The organism is Enterococcus sp. DIV0970a (assembly GCF_051711265.1).
In the GTDB taxonomy this organism is placed as follows: domain Bacteria; phylum Bacillota; class Bacilli; order Lactobacillales; family Enterococcaceae; genus Enterococcus_D; species Enterococcus_D casseliflavus.
The window spans coordinates 664,327-679,941 of record NZ_JBIOMF010000001.1 but is presented as its reverse complement, the minus strand read 5'-3'; the positions used below and the strand labels follow the sequence as shown (position 1 = coordinate 679,941).

The following is a 15,615-nucleotide window of genomic DNA, read 5'->3' as shown; positions in this document are numbered from 1 at the left end:
TTTGTTACCCTCCTATTGCCGTGATTGGATCGACTTTTGTGACCGTCCGAATGGAGAATAAGCCGCCTAGAACTGCCACGAGAATCAAGATGCCGCTATAAAGCAGCCACTGCTTTAATTCAAAGAAAAATGGCATGGCATCTGGTAAAAACAAACTGGTGCCGTATGCCGCCGCAAATGCTAGGGCTACCCCGATCACACCGACCATAAATGCTTGCGCAATAATTGATTTGGAAATAAAGCTGGTCCGAATGCCTTGGGCTTTCATCACACCAAAAATCGCCGTTTTTTGCAGGGTGATCACATACATGAAAATCCCCACGATTGCCGTTGCAACGACAAATAAGAAGTAGATCATGGCATTTAAGGTCAAGTTTTGGGCAGAAAATCCAGGAAGCTTTTCAATAAAGTCTTCCGTTGCCAACACTTTAAGCTGGGTTCCTTCTTGGTTATCGACTTTCGGATCACTTGATTTGGTCACAATGATATTGATGGGCTGCTCCTTGTCAGATGCAAATTGTTGATTAGCAAACTTCATTTTCGTCCAAGTATCGAGGGAAGTATAAATCACTGGTGACACCGTATAAGACGTTTCTGGGGTGATCCCAACGACTTTGAAGGTTTCATCTGAGCGTCCGATTTTCACTTGGTCTCCGACCTTGATACCTTCTTCTGCTAAATTTTCTGAAATCGTGATCTCATTTTCTTTTGAAAACAGCTTGCCCTCTAAGACTTCTGGTAACAAGAACGCATCGTCTTGTGTACCAAAAACAGTCACATTGACTTGTTCATCGTTGACCGTGATGACACTGCTGTATAAACCAATCGGGGCTTTTTGGGTTCCTGCTACACGGTCTAGATCCCCTCTCGTCAATTGCGAAGCCGCAAATGTGTCATTCGCATCTTCTGATAAAACGATCGCGGATGAATCCCAGTCGACGATGGCCTTTTTAAAATCCCAGTTAAGTCCGGTAGCTAAGCCAGACAATATAAAAACAACATAGGCAATCAAAAACATGATTCCTACGATCAGCCCATATCTTAATTTTGAATAACGCATTTCTTTTATAGCCAGAAACATTGCTCTTTCCTCCTGTTTTCCAAATGTTGACAAAGTGTCACTTTTTGAAGAATACCACACGATGTGACACTTTGTCACTTTTTACAACTCGGAAAGATTGTAAGGTTGATCGATCATTCTTTTTCTGTCATTCACTGAGGATGTTTTTTCTAAAGGAGTGAGAAAAAAGAGAGTTGAATAGTGGGCGTTTCGCGTAAAATACGCCATTTCCTTTTAACATTCTTTGCTAGATGTAAAAAAAGCATGGCCGACCATAAATAGTCGAACCATGCTTTGGCAAAAACGAACACGAGGATTTCATTACTGGTATTCTTGAGATCAGCTGACCTTGCTTTGTCCAATTGTGGAAATTACTGCTCGTAACTGATGACACGAAGTATCAAACTGCCGTTTTTCCTCAGGGGTAAGCGTCAATTCAATAATTTCGCGGACGCCGTTTTGGTCCACGACTGCAGGAACACCTGTGAATAAATCGTTGATGCCATATTCCCCATCAAGGTAGGAAGACACCGGCAGAATCGCTTGCTCATCATTTAAGATCGCTCGAACGATTCTTGCGACACTCATCCCTATCCCGTAAAAAGTTGCTTGTTTTCGATCGATGATTTCATAGGCGGCATTTTTTACTCGTTCAGAAAGAACCGCTAGATCAGCAACAGTCAAACGATCCTTTTGCTTGATCAATTCTACGATCGGTTGCCCACCGATCGTTGTATGGGACCAGACAGCGACTTCCGAATCACCGTGTTTCCCAATGATATACCCATGAATATTCCGTGGATCGATGGCTAATTTTGCCGCCACTTCTTTTCGAAGTCTTGTGGTATCGAGGGTCGTTCCCGTACCAACAACACGATTGGCTGGCAACCCGGACACACGCCATGCTTGATAAGTTAAGACATCGACTGGGTTTGAAGCGATGACAAGCACGCCATCAAAGCCTGAAGCCATCACTTGTTTTGTGACGCTTGCCATAATTTCGGCGTTCACATCGATCAATTCAAGCCGTGTTTGTCCTGGCTTTTGGTTGACCCCTGCAGTAATAACGACGATATCAGCATCTTTACATTCCGAGTACTCTCCCGCCCAAACTTTGATGTTTTCTTGCCCCCATGACATACCGTCTAACAAATCGAGGGCTTCTCCTTCTGCTTTGTCCCGATTGACATCGATCAAGACCAATTCATTGATCAGTCCTTGATTGATCATGGAATACGCAATGCTCGTTCCAACGAAACCTGTTCCGACAACGACAACTTTTCTGCTTGTACTTTTCATGTGCGTTCCCTTCCCTTTCTTTTCAAATACTTGTACTATTGTTTTGCGTAGATTACGCATTTTCTTAAAAAATAGATAATCTCTTGTGCTTCCTTAGTAACTATGACCGGTAATCAGCGCTTTGGTTTGCTGATACAAATGAACAGCATATTTTCCTAACACATAGCAGACGACAATCACGGCAAAGCTTGTTTCAATAATCGTTAAGGCTTGTAGAAACCCAAATATCAGTGGGTGGTTCGCAAAAAACAGTGCTGATTTGAACATTGCAGTCGCCGAAATCACAAGAGGAAACGTAAATGCCGCATAGCTTGGGTAAAACCCAACTGCCAGCATGTTTTTCATATAAGCGACGACACAGAAATAAATCGTTTGTGACAATAACAGCATAAAGGCGACAAACCAAGCAGAGCCTTGTTCAAATACGGAAAGGTAACCTGCTAAGCAAAGAGAACCTGGTGCTGTTAAAATCGTGATCAAAGGAACTGCCGCACGTTCCGTCAGCTTTTGATGGACGATTCGCTTTAAAATAATCGGCAAAAGTGCAAAATACAATACCAGTGCGATCCAGACGATCACTTCTCCTAGCTCTTTAAAAAAGACAGCAGAAGTATTGGGAATTACGCCAATCCCGACGAAGGTAATAAACCAGCTTGGATAAATGTACTCCAGCGAAAGGTCGACAGGCAAAATATGCACGACAACAAAATAGATCATTAAAGCAAAATGTAAGCCGATAGCCCCCCACCAGAGCAGATCATTCACCACTGCATTGGGAATGACCCGTTCAAAAACAGTGGAGATCACCATCAGCGCCATCGTAAAGGTCGGCGCCACCGAAGCAACGATTGGGTTTTTCAACTCTGACATCGTGTGCTTAAATGTAAAGCATACTTTCAGAAGGAAGAGCCCCATTATGAAAATACCAAGGGTGCAAAACGCATTTCCAACCGTCTCCATTCCTTCTGAATACAATAAATTCCCCAAAGACACAGTGCCTAAAATCAAGCCGCAAATCGGGATTGGCAATGAATGTAAAAAATGCTGGATCGATGTTTTCATCAACTCATCCTTTCTAAACGTATGAAAATTTCAATTAAATTTGCTTTCTTTTTTCTCTACACTTATACTATAATCACCTGATAACTATTTGTAAAATTGTACTTTTAAATACTAATTATAAATATTATTAATAATAAAGGAGTCCGCAAAATGATTGAATTGCTCAAAACCTTCATTGTTGTTTATGAAACGAGAAACTTTAGTCTTGCCGCAAAACAGCTCTATAAAACTCAGCCAACGATCTCCTTGCAAATCCAACGCTTAGAGGCGGAACTTGGCTTCAAACTTTTTGAACGTAAAGGAAAACAATTGATTTTACCCACTAGCCAAGCGGAGTTTTTGTATCCTCGTGTGGTCGAGTCCCTCCGCTCATTGTCCACTATTTTTTCGCAAGCCAAAGACACCAAAAATTTTAAAACAGCGTGTGTGCTCGCTTGTTCGAATACCACCGCCGTTTACTTACTGCCTAGCATCATGGCACAGCTGATTGCAGAATTTCCAACATTTGCCTTTGAAATCAAAATCATGAATTCGCAAGAAGTGATCGATGCCGTCGAATCAAACAAAGCCCATATCGGCCTGATCGAAAAATCAATCGTTTCGCCATTGATCCAAAAAGAATTCGTTTATCGCGATGAATTGGTGTTAGCAGGCAACCTCGCTTCTGATTTTTGGGTCTTGCGAGAAAACGACTCGGGGATGTATTACATTAACGAAACCTATCTTTACGCACAGCACCTAAATCCGCAAATCATCAAAGCCAATAATAGCGAAGTGATTTTGTCCCTACTAAAACAAAACATCGGCAAATCGATCATTTCGAAACTTTCATTACCAGAAGAGTTGCCTTGGCAGGAACTTGATCCAGAGTACCGCTATCGTGATCTTTTTATCATTCAGAATCGTCAACGTGCGACGCCGGAAACCGGAGAGGTTTATGAGGAGATTAAACGGCTGTTGTTAGCATTGATTCCATAAATATTAGTCTTTTGAACCAATTAAAGTGAATACAAAAAAAGACGCTGGAGTGTCGTTTGTCACTCCTCCAGCGTCTTTGTATTTTTATAATTCCTTGATAAACCGTTTCTGTTCATGACTGCTGTGGTAGCCATGATTTTCATAAAACCTGTGAGCAGCATGGCGTTTAACATTCGAATTTAATCGAATGCCTTGCATTCCTCGCTGTCGGGCTTCTTCTTCAATTGCCGACAGTAGTTTCCCGCCAACGCCTTGCTTTTGCACTTGATCATCCACTACCAAACCTAGGACATTAAAAAATTGCCCAGCAGAATAAACTGTTGAATACGGCTGTGCTTCAATCATCCCAACTGCTTTACCCTTTATTTCGGAAACAAGCAAGAGATGATCCTCATCAGCTAAAATTCTCTTTAGGCCTTCGATCAATACTTCTTCTTCGATTGGATAGCCTAGTACTTTCGACAAATGAGTTAGTTCTTTATGATCAGACAATGCTGCGGCTCTAATTTTCATGATATTCTCCTGTCTTGCAGCTTTTGACTCAACTATATTTTTAGAATGCTTATTTGTCAAGAAAGCCCGTTCTGCGCCGCTGATGTGAAATACCAAAAACTACATAAACTGAGATTGAAATAAGAATTAAAAGAAAACCGACAAGCTGCCTTCTGACTTTCCTCCTTTCGTGCAACTCGTACAGAGGAGAGATTTTTGCATACCTTGGAAAGGATGGCTTAGGTATACATTCGCTATTGGCATTCAACCTACAAAGATTCTCGTCTGTTTCGCATTAGTATTAAAAAAGGCTCGAAAATACTTTGATAAGACTTACGAACCTTTTTCACTTTTCTATGGCACAAGCGGACTCGCCGCTTCGCGTGACTTTTTCTCAGTAGCAATTACTCTACATACAATGTCACAAATTTTGCGTGGCCTATCTTTTCAAGAGTGACTACATTCTTTTCCACAACCAGTGCTTCTTTTGTAGCTTCTTTTAAATCGACTGTTTCTACTAACTTCACTGGATGGTTGAATGTGATCGTTGCGTGTCCACCTTCATCTAAAAGCCCATTGTATAGACGCAAAATATAACCTGGACGATCTTCGGCTTTTTTCAATACACTCAGGGTCAAATTGCCATTGATCTCAAAAAGACTAAAGTTTGCCGGTAAGGTTGGTTCAACCGGTCCTAAAGTAAATATCAAGCGGGAATTCAGGAATTCTGCGGATTGATAAAGAGTGATCGGTGTTACTGCTTGTTTGGCACTCTGTGCAACATTTGCTTGATCAAATCCTTTAGCAAAGTAAGCAACAGAGAAATCAAAATGCATCGTTTTGTGGCACTGCGCAGCTGGTGTCGCAATCACTGATTCTCCTGAAGCACGCCCTGGTCGATACAGTAGATTCTCTTTCCCCATGAAGCCATAGGTTCGGAAAATCGTTAAGCGAATCGTATCAAACGCTTTCCCCACGATCTCATATTCACGTACACCCTTGGGCATGACTGCTACGCCATGGGATGCATCGAATAAACCGACAAACGATTGACAAGTTTCTATGGCGATCGGCTGCTCATTCCATTGCTCTTTATTAGCTTCCCAAAGAGCCATTTCTTTTTCAAACACAACAGGGCGCTGCAACGTACCAAACTGTTGGTCAGCCAGCGAAAATTTCGAGGCAATTCCGGTATCAAATAGCACACATACCCGATGACTATCCACTTGTTGGTTTTCAACCGTTAAGTTGAAATCAATTTGTTGCGATTGTTTTTTCAACACGATCGTCAATTGGATCGGTAGTGAAGCCGAGACCTTCTTTTCTGCACGTTCAGCTAAATCCTTCGGAACCCTCAGCGTGAATGCCACATCAATCTTTCCTATCTTTCACCTATCGACAAACTTCCCCTTCTGATGATGGTGACGACTTGTTAATTACAACTTTTAGACACAGGATACCCCTGTTCATTTTGATAGTATTACATGGTTCATCATTCTGAACACGTCAACATTTGTATCAGAAATGACCAAACTTGTCAGGTTTTAACAAACAGGTTATTCAAGCAAACAGATCGCTCACTTCACCTGCTCCTTCATGCTCCAAGCTTGGCCTCAGTTAGCGTTATAATCACTGATTTAAATTGTTTTTTTTAATTTACACAAAAAAAGAGACACATAACATGCATCTCTTTGGGCGGCCCATTGTAAGTTCAGCCTATTATTGACTTTTTACTAGTTATCCCGATACTCGATCGTCAATCCTTTTAAAAAGTTGCGGGCATATTTGTCTAAACATGGCTTGTAATTGCGATGGCCTTCTTTTCGTAAAATGGCACCTAATTCACCTTTTGAAACTTTAACTCCCGCTTGCTCGAAAATGTCCAGCATTTCATCTGTTGTTAGAGAAAGGGCGATTTTTATTTTCTTCAGCATCAAATTATTTACATTGCCATTGTTCAACTCTAGGACAGGTTCTGCAGCATCTGGCTTTGTTCCTCGCTGCGAGCGAATCAAACCATTTAAGAAACGCTCAAAGGCTTCATTGGTACACTCAATCTCGTAGGTCTCAGGATCTTTTTTCTTCAATAATTGTCTTACTTCTTCTTTTGTGAAAGAAGCGCCGCCAAGTTCAAAAATTTTCACCATGTCGGTATCCTTGATATCCAAAGCATAGCGTAAACGCGTCAAGCGATCATTGTGATTCATTCTATACACCATCCATTTCTTAGGTTGATTATAACAAATAAACCTAGACGAGTAATCCCGTTTTCGCTTTTTTACTCTAAGAACCCATTTGTTTTCGTTCAAATGTATATCGCTTCTCTCATTCTACTTCCTCCGCTATACTTGATTTAGGGAGTAAATTTATTCTAACAAAACAATAAACGAAAAAAAACATCTGTTCCGATGATGTTTTGGATTGCTTTATTGTTTTTATTTTGTATACAAAAAGGAGTGGAAAGAAATGAAGAAATACGGGAAATTTTTGGTGATGATTGGGGTATCGACGGTGATTATGTTTTGTATGATGTATTTCAATGTCTACGCCCTCGATCATATCTTTTTCAGCCAAACCCGCCTGTTTATGGCACTTATGATGGGCGCGATGATGGCGATCATCATGCTATTATTTATGTGGAAGATGTATGACAACAAGAAAATGAATATCGGAATTTTAGTTGTCAGTGTTGTACTCTTTTTTGGTTCACTGTTTATGGTCAGAAGCCAAACCGCCGTGGGAGATACGGCCTGGATGAAAGCCATGATTCCCCATCATTCGATTGCGATTCTAACCAGTAAAAATGCCGATTTGTCTGATCCAAGAGTAAAAGAACTTGCAGAAAAAATCATTGACGCACAGGAAAAAGAAATCAAAGAAATGAAAGAATTGATCGAAGAGTTGGAAAACAAATAGCCAGTTTATGTGCTCACTCAAAGTACCAGCAGATCAACTTTATCGCCACGGATGCGAAGCCCTTCAAGCAATGGCTGAAGGGCTTCTTTTTTTATCGTCAACTGCTTTCTTTCTACTGAAAACCCCTGACCGTTATTGCATCCGTTCTTGTTTGACTTTCTTATCCACAACATGACGCTTGGCAAGCTCTTGGCGAATAGCCGCTAAATCAATCCCCATTTCTGCCATTAAAACCAATGTATGATACGCCAAATCAGCAATCTCATAAACGGTTTCTTGGCGGTCTTCCTTCATCGCCCCAATCACGACCTCGGTTGCTTCCTCGCCGATTTTTTTTAAGATTTTCTCACTGCCTTTTTCAAACAAGTAGCTGGTATAGCTGCCTTCTTGCGGCGTATCTTTACGACCTTTTATCAGCTCATACAACGCATCGATGGTCGGAGAGGATTCTGTACCATAAAGCACCTCTGTAAAGCAGCTTTCTGTGCCTGTATGGCAAGCAGGTCCGTCTTTTTTTACTTTGGCGACTAAAGCATCTTGATCGCAATCTGCGGTCAATGATACTAAATGCTGGTAATTGCCGCTGGTTTCTCCTTTGCGCCACAATTCTTGGCGACTGCGGGAATAAAAGGTCATCAATCGGTCCTTCAAGGTCAAGGTCAAACTTTCTTGGTTCATATAAGCCAAGGTCAAGACTTCATTCGTTTCCACATCCTGCACGATCACTGGAACCAATCCTTGTTCATCAAATCGTACTTGCACCATATTATCCACTCCTTCTATTGCCTATCAAAACGCCAACGCTATACGATTCGTACGGGAATATCGACGGCCTGTAATTGTTTTTTCAGTTCTGGGATTTTTACCTCGCCATAGTGAAAAATCGAAGCTGCCAGCCCTGCTTCAATATTTGGCAATTGAAACAGCTCGATAAAATCGGCACTTTTGCCAGCACCACCCGATGCGACGATCGGCAATTTGGTGATTTCACTGACAGCTTTCAGCAAGTCTAAATCAAACCCCTGCTTCACGCCATCGGTATCCATGCTGTTGATGACTAGTTCACCAGCACCTAACTGCTCAGCTTGGCGAATCCACGCCAATGCTTCTAAGCCTGTATCTTCCCGTCCGCCTTTGGCAAACACATGCCAGTTCTCACCGACTCGGCGAACATCAACGGATAAAACAACGCACTGGCTGCCATAGCGTTTCGCGCCTTCTGCAATCAACTCTGGTCTGCGAAGTGCCCCCGAATTGACGCTGACTTTGTCGGCGCCACAGTTTAAGACTCGTTCAAAATCTGCTACTTGATTGATGCCACCGCCCACCGTCAAGGGAATAAACACTTCTGACGCCACGCGCTGCAAAATGTCCGTGAATAAGCCGCGTTCTTCTGCAGAAGCAGTAATGTCATAAAAAACCAGCTCATCGGCGCCTTGTTCATTGTAAAAGCGCGCCAAAGTCACTGGATCATTGACATCTTTTAAGCCAGCAAAATTGACCCCTTTCACGACTCGCCCATCTCGCACATCAAGGCAAGGAATGATTCGTTTGGCGATCATGCTTCTGCCTCCCCTGCTGCTAAGACATCCGCCAATTGGAGACTGCCGTTATATAAGGATTTCCCAACGATCACACCAGAGATGCCCAACTGTTTTAATCCTTTGATATCTGCCAATGAAGCCACGCCGCCAGAAGCCACGATGTCGCAATCCAATTGATTGAGTTTTTGGTATAAGGGCAGATTGATGCCTTCTCCTGTACCGTCACGCGAGATTTCGGTAAAGATGATCGTTTGCGCGCCCCATTCCACCAATTGTTGGCAAAAAGTAAACGCGTCTGTTGCCGTTTTCTCGAGCCAGCCTTCCACGGCCACTTTTTCTTCCTTGGCATCGACCCCAATCGCGATCTTATTACCGTATTTCTTGAGCATCGCTTTTGTGAATGCTGGGTCTTTCTGGGCAATCGTGCCGAGGATCACCCGATGAACGCCTGCTGCCAAACAATGCTGGATCGTTTCTTCCTCACGAATCCCGCCGCCAACTTCGACAAACAGATTGGTTTGCTGGACGATTTTTTTTGCGACATCAAAGTAATGGAGTTTGCCAGCTTTGGCACCATCTAAGTCGACGAGGTGCAGATAGTCGGCACCTTCTTCTTCAAATGAACGAGCAAATGCCACTGGATCATCCCCAAACACTTCTTTTTGCTCATAGTCTCCTTGGTACAAACGGACCACTTTTTGATCTAACAGATCAATTGCTGGAAAAATTTTCATAGCGGCACCTCCGTAAATGCTTTTAAAATCTTCAACCCGACAGCCCCACTTTTTTCTGGGTGGAACTGAGTACCGAAGACATTGTCTTTTTGCACGATACCGGGAATTGCTAGACCATAGTCACTGTCTGCTATAACATACTCTTGGCAATCAGTAGCAAAATAACTGTGGACATAGTAGACAAAGTCTTGTTCCCATAGCCCGCTGACTAGAGGACTTTCCTTTCTGACAGTCAGCCGATTCCAACCAATCTGCGGCACTTTCAGATTCAGTTTGGCTTCTTCAAAGGCGCTTTGCATAGAAACGATCCGTCCTGGAATCAAACCGAGCCCCGCATGTGTGCCAAACTCGTCACTACTATCAAACAACAGCTGCATCCCTAAACAAATGCCTAAAAAGGGTTTGCCAGCTGCTGCCAATTCTTGGATCGGTTCGATCAGCGACAACTCTGCCAACTTTTGGCGGGCATCGCCAAAAGCGCCTACGCCAGGTAAAAGAATGCGGTCGGCAGCTTTTAATTCTGCTAGTGAACGCGTGATTCGGCAGTCAACACCCAAATAATCTAGCGAACGAGACAAGCTGAACAAATTGCCGACCCCATAGTCGATGATTGCTAACATAATACGCCCCTTTCCTTATCTCATCCATCTGTGTGGAAGATACGTAATCATTTTTCCCTCATGAATCACTGGATCGTCCCTTTGGTTGAAGGGATCTCATCTGGGGCTGCTTGATTGATCGCCACTGCTTCACCTAAAGCACGCCCAAAGCCTTTAAAACAAGCTTCCACAATGTGGTGGCTGTTTTTGCCAGCGATTTGATGGAGATGGATCGTAGCACCTAATTCACGGGCAAAAGCAATGAAAAATTCTTCAACCAATTCCGTATCAAACTGCTGCCCTATTTTTTCGCTCGGTATCGCCAACTCTACGACTGCCATGCCGCGACCGCTGATATCGATCGCTGTCATTACTAAGGCTTCGTCCATCGGCAGCAGCATACTGCCATAGCGTTTGATGCCTCGTCGCTCCCCAAGACTTTCTGAAAACGCTCGGCCAATGGCGATGGCAACGTCTTCTGTTGTGTGATGGGCATCTACTTCTGTATCGCCATCACAGACCAACGTCAAATCAAAGCGACCGTGGCGGACAAATAATTCCAGCATGTGGTCTAAAAACCCCACACCAGTCTTGATTGATTGCTGACCAGTACCATCGATCGTCAACTGCAGGTGGATCTTGGTTTCAGTCGTATTGCGGGTAACTTCTGCTTTTCTCATTCCTTCACCTCTTCTATGATCGTTGTTAACACCGTCATCAATCGTTCCATCTGGGCCCTCGTTCCTACCGTGATCCGTAAATACTCTTTGATGCGGGGCTGATTAAACCAGCGGACGAAGATTTTCTGCTCTTTCAGTGCCTGATACAACTCTTCCCCAGCAATCGCAGGGTGCCTTGCAAACAAAAAATTTCCTTGGCTGTCGGTCTGCTCAAAGCCGAGCTTCGCTAGGGCTTGCTTGCTCCACTCACGTACGTGGATCGTTGCTTGGATCTTCTCATCGACATACGCTTGTTCTTGCAAAACGGCTGCACCAGCGGCTTGGGTCAAACTATTGACATTGTAAGGATTCAAGCTAAATTTCAACCGATTCAAGTCTTGGATCAGTCCTTCATTAGCAACCGCAAAGCCTAGGCGTGCCCCTGCCAGCTGCCGAGATTTCGAAAACGTCCCCACAACCAAGAGATTTGGGTATTGATCGATCAAAGAAACCATTGAAGAGCCGCCAAAATCGATATAGGCCTCATCGACAATCACTAAGCGATCGGGATGCCGTTTTAGAAAGGCACAAATTTCGCTTTGTTCTTGATAAACCCCAGTCGGCGCATTGGGATTGGCAAAAATGACGGTCCCTTTGAGCGAATCGTAGTCCGTTAACGCAATCGAGAAATCTTCTTGCAGCGGAACAACGGTGGCAGCGACTTGGTACAAGGCACTATACACTTGATAAAACCCATAGGTCACATCGGGAAAGGCGATGCCGTTTTCCGTGAAGCCTTGAAAGAGATAGGACAAGACTTCGTCACTGCCATTACCGAGAAACAGCTGGGCTGGTGTAACGCCAAGATAAGCAGCCAGAGGGGTTGTCACCACTTCAGCAGCAATATCCGAGTAACGATTCAGCTTGTGGGCGGCATCGGCAACCGCTGCTTGAACACTTGGCGCTGGCGGATAAGGACTTTCATTGGTGTTCAGTTTAATAACGGCTTGCTCGTCTACTTGTTCCCCTGGTGTATAAGGAGTCAGCTTGTGATACTTTTGATGTAAAAAGGTCATTTTTCTCCCTCTCTTCGTACATTGATCGAACGGGCATGGCCGATCAAGTCTTCGGTTTCTGCGAACAACGCTACGGCTGGACCAACCGCCTTCATGGCTGCTTCTGGGTAATACAAGTAGCTGCTTTTCTTAATAAAATCATCCACTGATAACGGCGAGTAAAAACGGGCGGTCCCTTCCGTCGGTAGGGTATGATTTGGTCCAGCAAAATAATCTCCCAGCACTTCTGGTGTATGATGTCCTAAAAAGACACTGCCCGCATTTTCTACTTGTCCCAACAAAGCAAAAGGATCTGCCACTGCTAATTCAAGGTGTTCTGGGGCGATTTGATTGGCAATGGTAAGTGCTTCAGTCAAATCATTGACCAGAATCAGCTTTCCGCTAGATTCAAGCGCTGCAGCAGCAATGTCTTTGCGGGGCAGTTCCTTCAGCTGCAAATCAAGCTCTACTTGGACTTCTTCAATCAAGGCTGCTTCTGTCGTGACTAAGATAGCTTGCGCTAAGATATCATGCTCGGCTTGTGCCAAAAGATCCGCTGCCAGCCAGCGAGGATTTGCGCTGGCATCGGCGATGATCAGCACATCGCTGGGCCCTGCGATCATATCGATATCAACTTCGCCGTACACCATTTTTTTCGCTGTGGCGACATAAATATTTCCTGGTCCCACGATTTTGTCGACTTTGGGAATCGTTTCTGTCCCATAAGCCAATGCCGCTACGCCATGGGCACCACCGACTTTGTAGATTTCATCCACTCCAGCAACGGAAGCTGCCGCTAAGATAGCAGCTGGAACTTTTCCTTGGCTGTCCGTCGGTGTGATCATAACGATTTTTTTGACCCCGGCGATTTTTGCTGGCAGGACATCCATCAAAACCGTACTAGGATAAGCTGCTGTGCCGCCAGGAACGTAGACCCCGACTTTTGCTAGTGGCAAGACCCGCTGTCCCATCACAACGCCATTTTCCTTCGTCAAGACAAAGCCTTGCTGGACTTGCTTTTGATGAAATGTCAAAATGTTTTCTTTCGCCTGTTCCATCACCTCAAGCAGCTCAGGGGAGACGGCTTGGACAGCCGTTTCAACCTCCTCAAGACTGACGGTTAAGGAAGACAAGGTCACTTGATCGATTTCTTCAATTAATTGAAACAACGCCTGATCTCCTTGCTGCTGAACACGGGCAATGATTTGGGCGACAATGGTTGAAACATCCTTCGTTTCCGACTGTTTCCTTGCCACAATCGTTTCGATCGTATCTTTTTGGGTCGAAAAAATTCTCATAATTGCTCCCTCACCTTCTCAATCACTGTTTGAATGCGTTCTTGCTTGAAACGCCACGTGGCGTGGTTGATCACTAAACGCGCTGAAGACGGCGCGATGTCTTGGATCACTTCTAAATCATTTTCTTTTAGTGTCGTCCCCGTTTCGACGATGTCAACGATCACATCGGATAGACCTAACAAAGGAGCCAATTCAATCGATCCATGCAGTTGGATCAATTCCACCGAGCGACCTAACCCTTGATAAAACTGACGGGTGATCTGCGGATATTTTGTGGAGACCCGCAGCGGGCGGGAGAAATCTTCCTCGAAATCCGTACGCGCTGCTACTGCCAAACGGCAGACCCCCATATGCAAATCAAGAAATTCGATGACTTCTGCCTTGCTTTCCATTAAAATATCTTTGCCTACGACACCGATATCCGCCACTCCGTGCTCCACATAGATCGCCACATCGCTCGGCTTGACTAAGAAAAAGCGCAGCTTGTTTTCTTCATCACAAAAAATTAGTTGGCGATTGTCTTTGAAGACGCCTTGCGCAGCAACTCCAGCTTTCGTAAACAAATCGTATACGGCATCCCCCATGCGGCCTTTAGGTAGCGCAATGTTCAAATAGCCTGAACTTTCGTTGTCAGTCGGCACCTTTTGCCCTACATGGTTGAGCTTCATACCAAACCCGATCGCCCCTTGCTCTTTGCCTTGCCGACTCATCAAGCGATCATAACGGCCGCCATATAAAATCGTCTCTCTTGCTTCTTCGATGAATCCTTGAAACAGCAAGCCACTGTAATAATCGGCATCATTTAAAATTGAAAAATCCAACCTTATCCGAATGGAGGCTGACAGTTGTTCTTTTTGCAATGCTTGATACAGTTGTTTTAGTTCTGCTAAACCAGCTTGTGCTTGGGGATACTCTGCCAGCAGCTCTTTGGCCTTTTGATACTTGGTTTCAAAATCACCTGACAAACGTACCAGTTTCGCCAATTTTTCAGCTTCTGTTGCTGACAAGCCAGCCTTTTCAGTCAGTGCATCCATGCCATGGGAACTCTTGTCCCGCAGGCAGTGCAGTACCTTTTGTCGATCCGCTTCGGGGAAGCGTTGGCAGATGCCATCCAAAATCCCCATATGAGACAGATCCAAGGTCCCTTTTCCCACCTGAGCCAAACTTTCCCAAGCCAGTTTTACAACCTCCAGTTGATCTTCCCATGTGATTTGGTCAATGAGCTCCAAACCGATTTGATCGATCTTTTGGTATTCCCCTGCTTGACGATCCTGTCGATAGACATCTTCCACATAATACACTCTGCGCGCTTCTCCAGAAGGTGTATTTTTGGCAATCGACAAGGTGACATCGGGTTTTAGCGCCATCGTCCTGCCATCCGTGCCTGTAAACGTGATGATGGAAGAACCACGCAAGAACTGATCATTTTGCTGATAGTTGCGATACTCTTCAAAATTGTTCGAGTGATAAGGTGAAAAATGATGCTGCGTATACAATTTTCTTAATTTCAGTTCGACTTGTTCGGCTGGTTTTAATACATTCCATAACTCTTCCACACTTATCACTCCTATTTCATGCCACTGATTCGGCTTTCTCACTGTTAAAGGCTCGCTTTATCATCGATTCACCATCAGTTTTTCTAATAATACTAATGGTTTTGCCATAAATAAGCAATGGTATTTTTCGAAATATTCTGGAATTTTTAGTCGATTTCAAGAGAACATAGCGATGTCGTTTCTTTATTACGATTATTCCATCGTATCTGGAAGTCAGTTTTCCTTTCTTAATGAAGTAACTTAGTACTTGGCATCCGCCATCACTTAGTTGCTCAACCATAAAAAAGTCCGAAATATACGACCATCTTGTTTCAGAAACTCGTTATCGATTACTCTATCTTTTGTACCGTACAAAGAATTGGC

General features: G+C 44.0%; 15 protein-coding genes and 1 pseudogene. 2 read left to right on the top strand and 14 right to left on the bottom strand.

Annotated features, from left to right (window positions below):
• Window positions 1-4 precede the first annotated feature (4 nt).
• The 3 genes from IGK14_RS03195 to IGK14_RS03185 all read right to left on the bottom strand — a co-directional run bounded on the left by IGK14_RS03195 (window position 5) and on the right by IGK14_RS03185 (window position 3,421).
• Window positions 5-1,081, bottom strand: coding sequence for an ABC transporter permease (locus IGK14_RS03195; protein WP_154694162.1), 1,077 nt, complete (start codon window positions 1,079-1,081; stop codon window positions 5-7).
• A 318-nt stretch (window positions 1,082-1,399) separates the two neighbouring features.
• Entirely contained in the window at window positions 1,400-2,359 is a 960-nt protein-coding gene (locus IGK14_RS03190) for an L-lactate dehydrogenase (protein WP_438711582.1), read from the bottom strand.
• A gap of 93 nt (window positions 2,360-2,452) precedes the next feature.
• Window positions 2,453-3,421: a TDT family transporter gene (locus tag IGK14_RS03185; RefSeq protein ID WP_194186186.1), complete on the bottom strand. Its 969-nt coding sequence runs from the start codon at window positions 3,419-3,421 to the stop codon at window positions 2,453-2,455.
• A gap of 150 nt (window positions 3,422-3,571) precedes the next feature.
• Here IGK14_RS03185 and IGK14_RS03180 point away from each other — a divergent pair, with 150 nt between their 5' ends.
• Window positions 3,572-4,399: a LysR family transcriptional regulator gene (locus IGK14_RS03180; protein WP_010747560.1), complete on the top strand. Its 828-nt coding sequence runs from the start codon at window positions 3,572-3,574 to the stop codon at window positions 4,397-4,399.
• Window positions 4,400-4,483: 84 nt separating this feature from the next.
• Here IGK14_RS03180 and IGK14_RS03175 read toward each other — a convergent pair whose 3' ends face one another.
• From IGK14_RS03175 to IGK14_RS03165, 3 genes and pseudogenes are all read right to left on the bottom strand, one after another.
• Complete coding sequence (locus IGK14_RS03175; RefSeq protein ID WP_010747559.1) at window positions 4,484-4,912, bottom strand: GNAT family N-acetyltransferase; 429 nt, start codon at window positions 4,910-4,912, stop codon at window positions 4,484-4,486.
• 383 nt (window positions 4,913-5,295) lie between these two features.
• A pseudogene (locus IGK14_RS03170) lies at window positions 5,296-6,255 on the bottom strand (glycoside hydrolase family 38 C-terminal domain-containing protein); the annotation flags it as partial.
• Between the two features lie 369 nt (window positions 6,256-6,624).
• On the bottom strand, window positions 6,625-7,098 hold the full coding sequence (locus IGK14_RS03165) for a DUF1456 family protein (protein ID WP_010747557.1): 474 nt from the start codon (window positions 7,096-7,098) through the stop codon (window positions 6,625-6,627).
• 259 nt (window positions 7,099-7,357) lie between these two features.
• Here IGK14_RS03165 and IGK14_RS03160 point away from each other — a divergent pair, with 259 nt between their 5' ends.
• A complete protein-coding gene (locus tag IGK14_RS03160) occupies window positions 7,358-7,807 on the top strand; it encodes a DUF305 domain-containing protein (protein WP_005225207.1) in 450 nt (149 codons plus the stop codon).
• 132 nt (window positions 7,808-7,939) lie between these two features.
• On the opposite strand, the gene hisIE is transcribed toward IGK14_RS03160, so the two are convergent.
• From hisIE to hisG, 8 genes are all read right to left on the bottom strand, one after another.
• Window positions 7,940-8,572 carry a bifunctional phosphoribosyl-AMP cyclohydrolase/phosphoribosyl-ATP diphosphatase HisIE gene (gene hisIE, locus IGK14_RS03155; RefSeq protein WP_010747556.1) on the bottom strand — a complete coding sequence of 211 codons (633 nt, stop codon included), beginning with the start codon at window positions 8,570-8,572 and terminating at the stop codon, window positions 7,940-7,942.
• 38 nt (window positions 8,573-8,610) lie between these two features.
• Window positions 8,611-9,369 carry an imidazole glycerol phosphate synthase subunit HisF gene (hisF, locus tag IGK14_RS03150; RefSeq protein WP_005225205.1) on the bottom strand — a complete coding sequence of 253 codons (759 nt, stop codon included), beginning with the start codon at window positions 9,367-9,369 and terminating at the stop codon, window positions 8,611-8,613.
• Window positions 9,366-10,085: a 1-(5-phosphoribosyl)-5-[(5-phosphoribosylamino)methylideneamino]imidazole-4-carboxamide isomerase gene (gene hisA, locus IGK14_RS03145; RefSeq protein WP_010747555.1), complete on the bottom strand. Its 720-nt coding sequence runs from the start codon at window positions 10,083-10,085 to the stop codon at window positions 9,366-9,368. Before hisA ends, hisF begins: the two co-directional genes overlap by 4 nt.
• Complete coding sequence (gene hisH / locus IGK14_RS03140) at window positions 10,082-10,705, bottom strand: imidazole glycerol phosphate synthase subunit HisH (protein ID WP_010747554.1); 624 nt, start codon at window positions 10,703-10,705, stop codon at window positions 10,082-10,084. Before hisH ends, hisA begins: the two co-directional genes overlap by 4 nt.
• A 65-nt stretch (window positions 10,706-10,770) precedes the next feature.
• Entirely contained in the window at window positions 10,771-11,364 is a 594-nt protein-coding gene (gene hisB / locus IGK14_RS03135; protein WP_005225202.1) for an imidazoleglycerol-phosphate dehydratase HisB, read from the bottom strand.
• The gene (gene hisC / locus IGK14_RS03130; RefSeq protein WP_010747553.1) at window positions 11,361-12,419 is read right to left on the bottom strand and encodes a histidinol-phosphate transaminase; all 1,059 of its coding nucleotides are present in this window, start codon (window positions 12,417-12,419) and stop codon (window positions 11,361-11,363) included. Before hisC ends, hisB begins: the two co-directional genes overlap by 4 nt.
• Entirely contained in the window at window positions 12,416-13,696 is a 1,281-nt protein-coding gene (gene hisD, locus IGK14_RS03125) for a histidinol dehydrogenase (protein ID WP_010747552.1), read from the bottom strand. The genes hisC and hisD overlap by 4 nt, the downstream gene beginning before the upstream one ends.
• A complete protein-coding gene (hisG, locus tag IGK14_RS03120) occupies window positions 13,693-15,252 on the bottom strand; it encodes an ATP phosphoribosyltransferase (protein WP_010747551.1) in 1,560 nt (519 codons plus the stop codon). The genes hisD and hisG overlap by 4 nt, the downstream gene beginning before the upstream one ends.
• Between the last annotated feature and the right edge of the window lie 363 nt (window positions 15,253-15,615).

Excerpts from the sequence above, each read along its gene's own strand:
- IGK14_RS03195 (WP_154694162.1), bottom strand. The coding sequence starts at position 1,081 with ATGTTTCTGGCTATAAAAGAAATGCGTTATTCAAAATTAAGATATGGG.
- IGK14_RS03190 (WP_438711582.1), bottom strand. The coding sequence starts at position 2,359 with ATGAAAAGTACAAGCAGAAAAGTTGTCGTTGTCGGAACAGGTTTCGTT.
- IGK14_RS03185 (WP_194186186.1), bottom strand. The coding sequence starts at position 3,421 with ATGAAAACATCGATCCAGCATTTTTTACATTCATTGCCAATCCCGATT.
- IGK14_RS03180 (WP_010747560.1), top strand. The coding sequence starts at position 3,572 with ATGATTGAATTGCTCAAAACCTTCATTGTTGTTTATGAAACGAGAAAC.
- IGK14_RS03175 (WP_010747559.1), bottom strand. The coding sequence starts at position 4,912 with ATGAAAATTAGAGCCGCAGCATTGTCTGATCATAAAGAACTAACTCAT.
- IGK14_RS03165 (WP_010747557.1), bottom strand. The coding sequence starts at position 7,098 with ATGAATCACAATGATCGCTTGACGCGTTTACGCTATGCTTTGGATATC.
- IGK14_RS03160 (WP_005225207.1), top strand. The coding sequence starts at position 7,358 with ATGAAGAAATACGGGAAATTTTTGGTGATGATTGGGGTATCGACGGTG.
- hisIE (WP_010747556.1), bottom strand. The coding sequence starts at position 8,572 with ATGGTGCAAGTACGATTTGATGAACAAGGATTGGTTCCAGTGATCGTG.
- hisF (WP_005225205.1), bottom strand. The coding sequence starts at position 9,369 with ATGATCGCCAAACGAATCATTCCTTGCCTTGATGTGCGAGATGGGCGA.
- hisA (WP_010747555.1), bottom strand. The coding sequence starts at position 10,085 with ATGAAAATTTTTCCAGCAATTGATCTGTTAGATCAAAAAGTGGTCCGT.
- hisH (WP_010747554.1), bottom strand. The coding sequence starts at position 10,705 with ATGTTAGCAATCATCGACTATGGGGTCGGCAATTTGTTCAGCTTGTCT.
- hisB (WP_005225202.1), bottom strand. The coding sequence starts at position 11,364 with ATGAGAAAAGCAGAAGTTACCCGCAATACGACTGAAACCAAGATCCAC.
- hisC (WP_010747553.1), bottom strand. The coding sequence starts at position 12,419 with ATGACCTTTTTACATCAAAAGTATCACAAGCTGACTCCTTATACACCA.
- hisD (WP_010747552.1), bottom strand. The coding sequence starts at position 13,696 with ATGAGAATTTTTTCGACCCAAAAAGATACGATCGAAACGATTGTGGCA.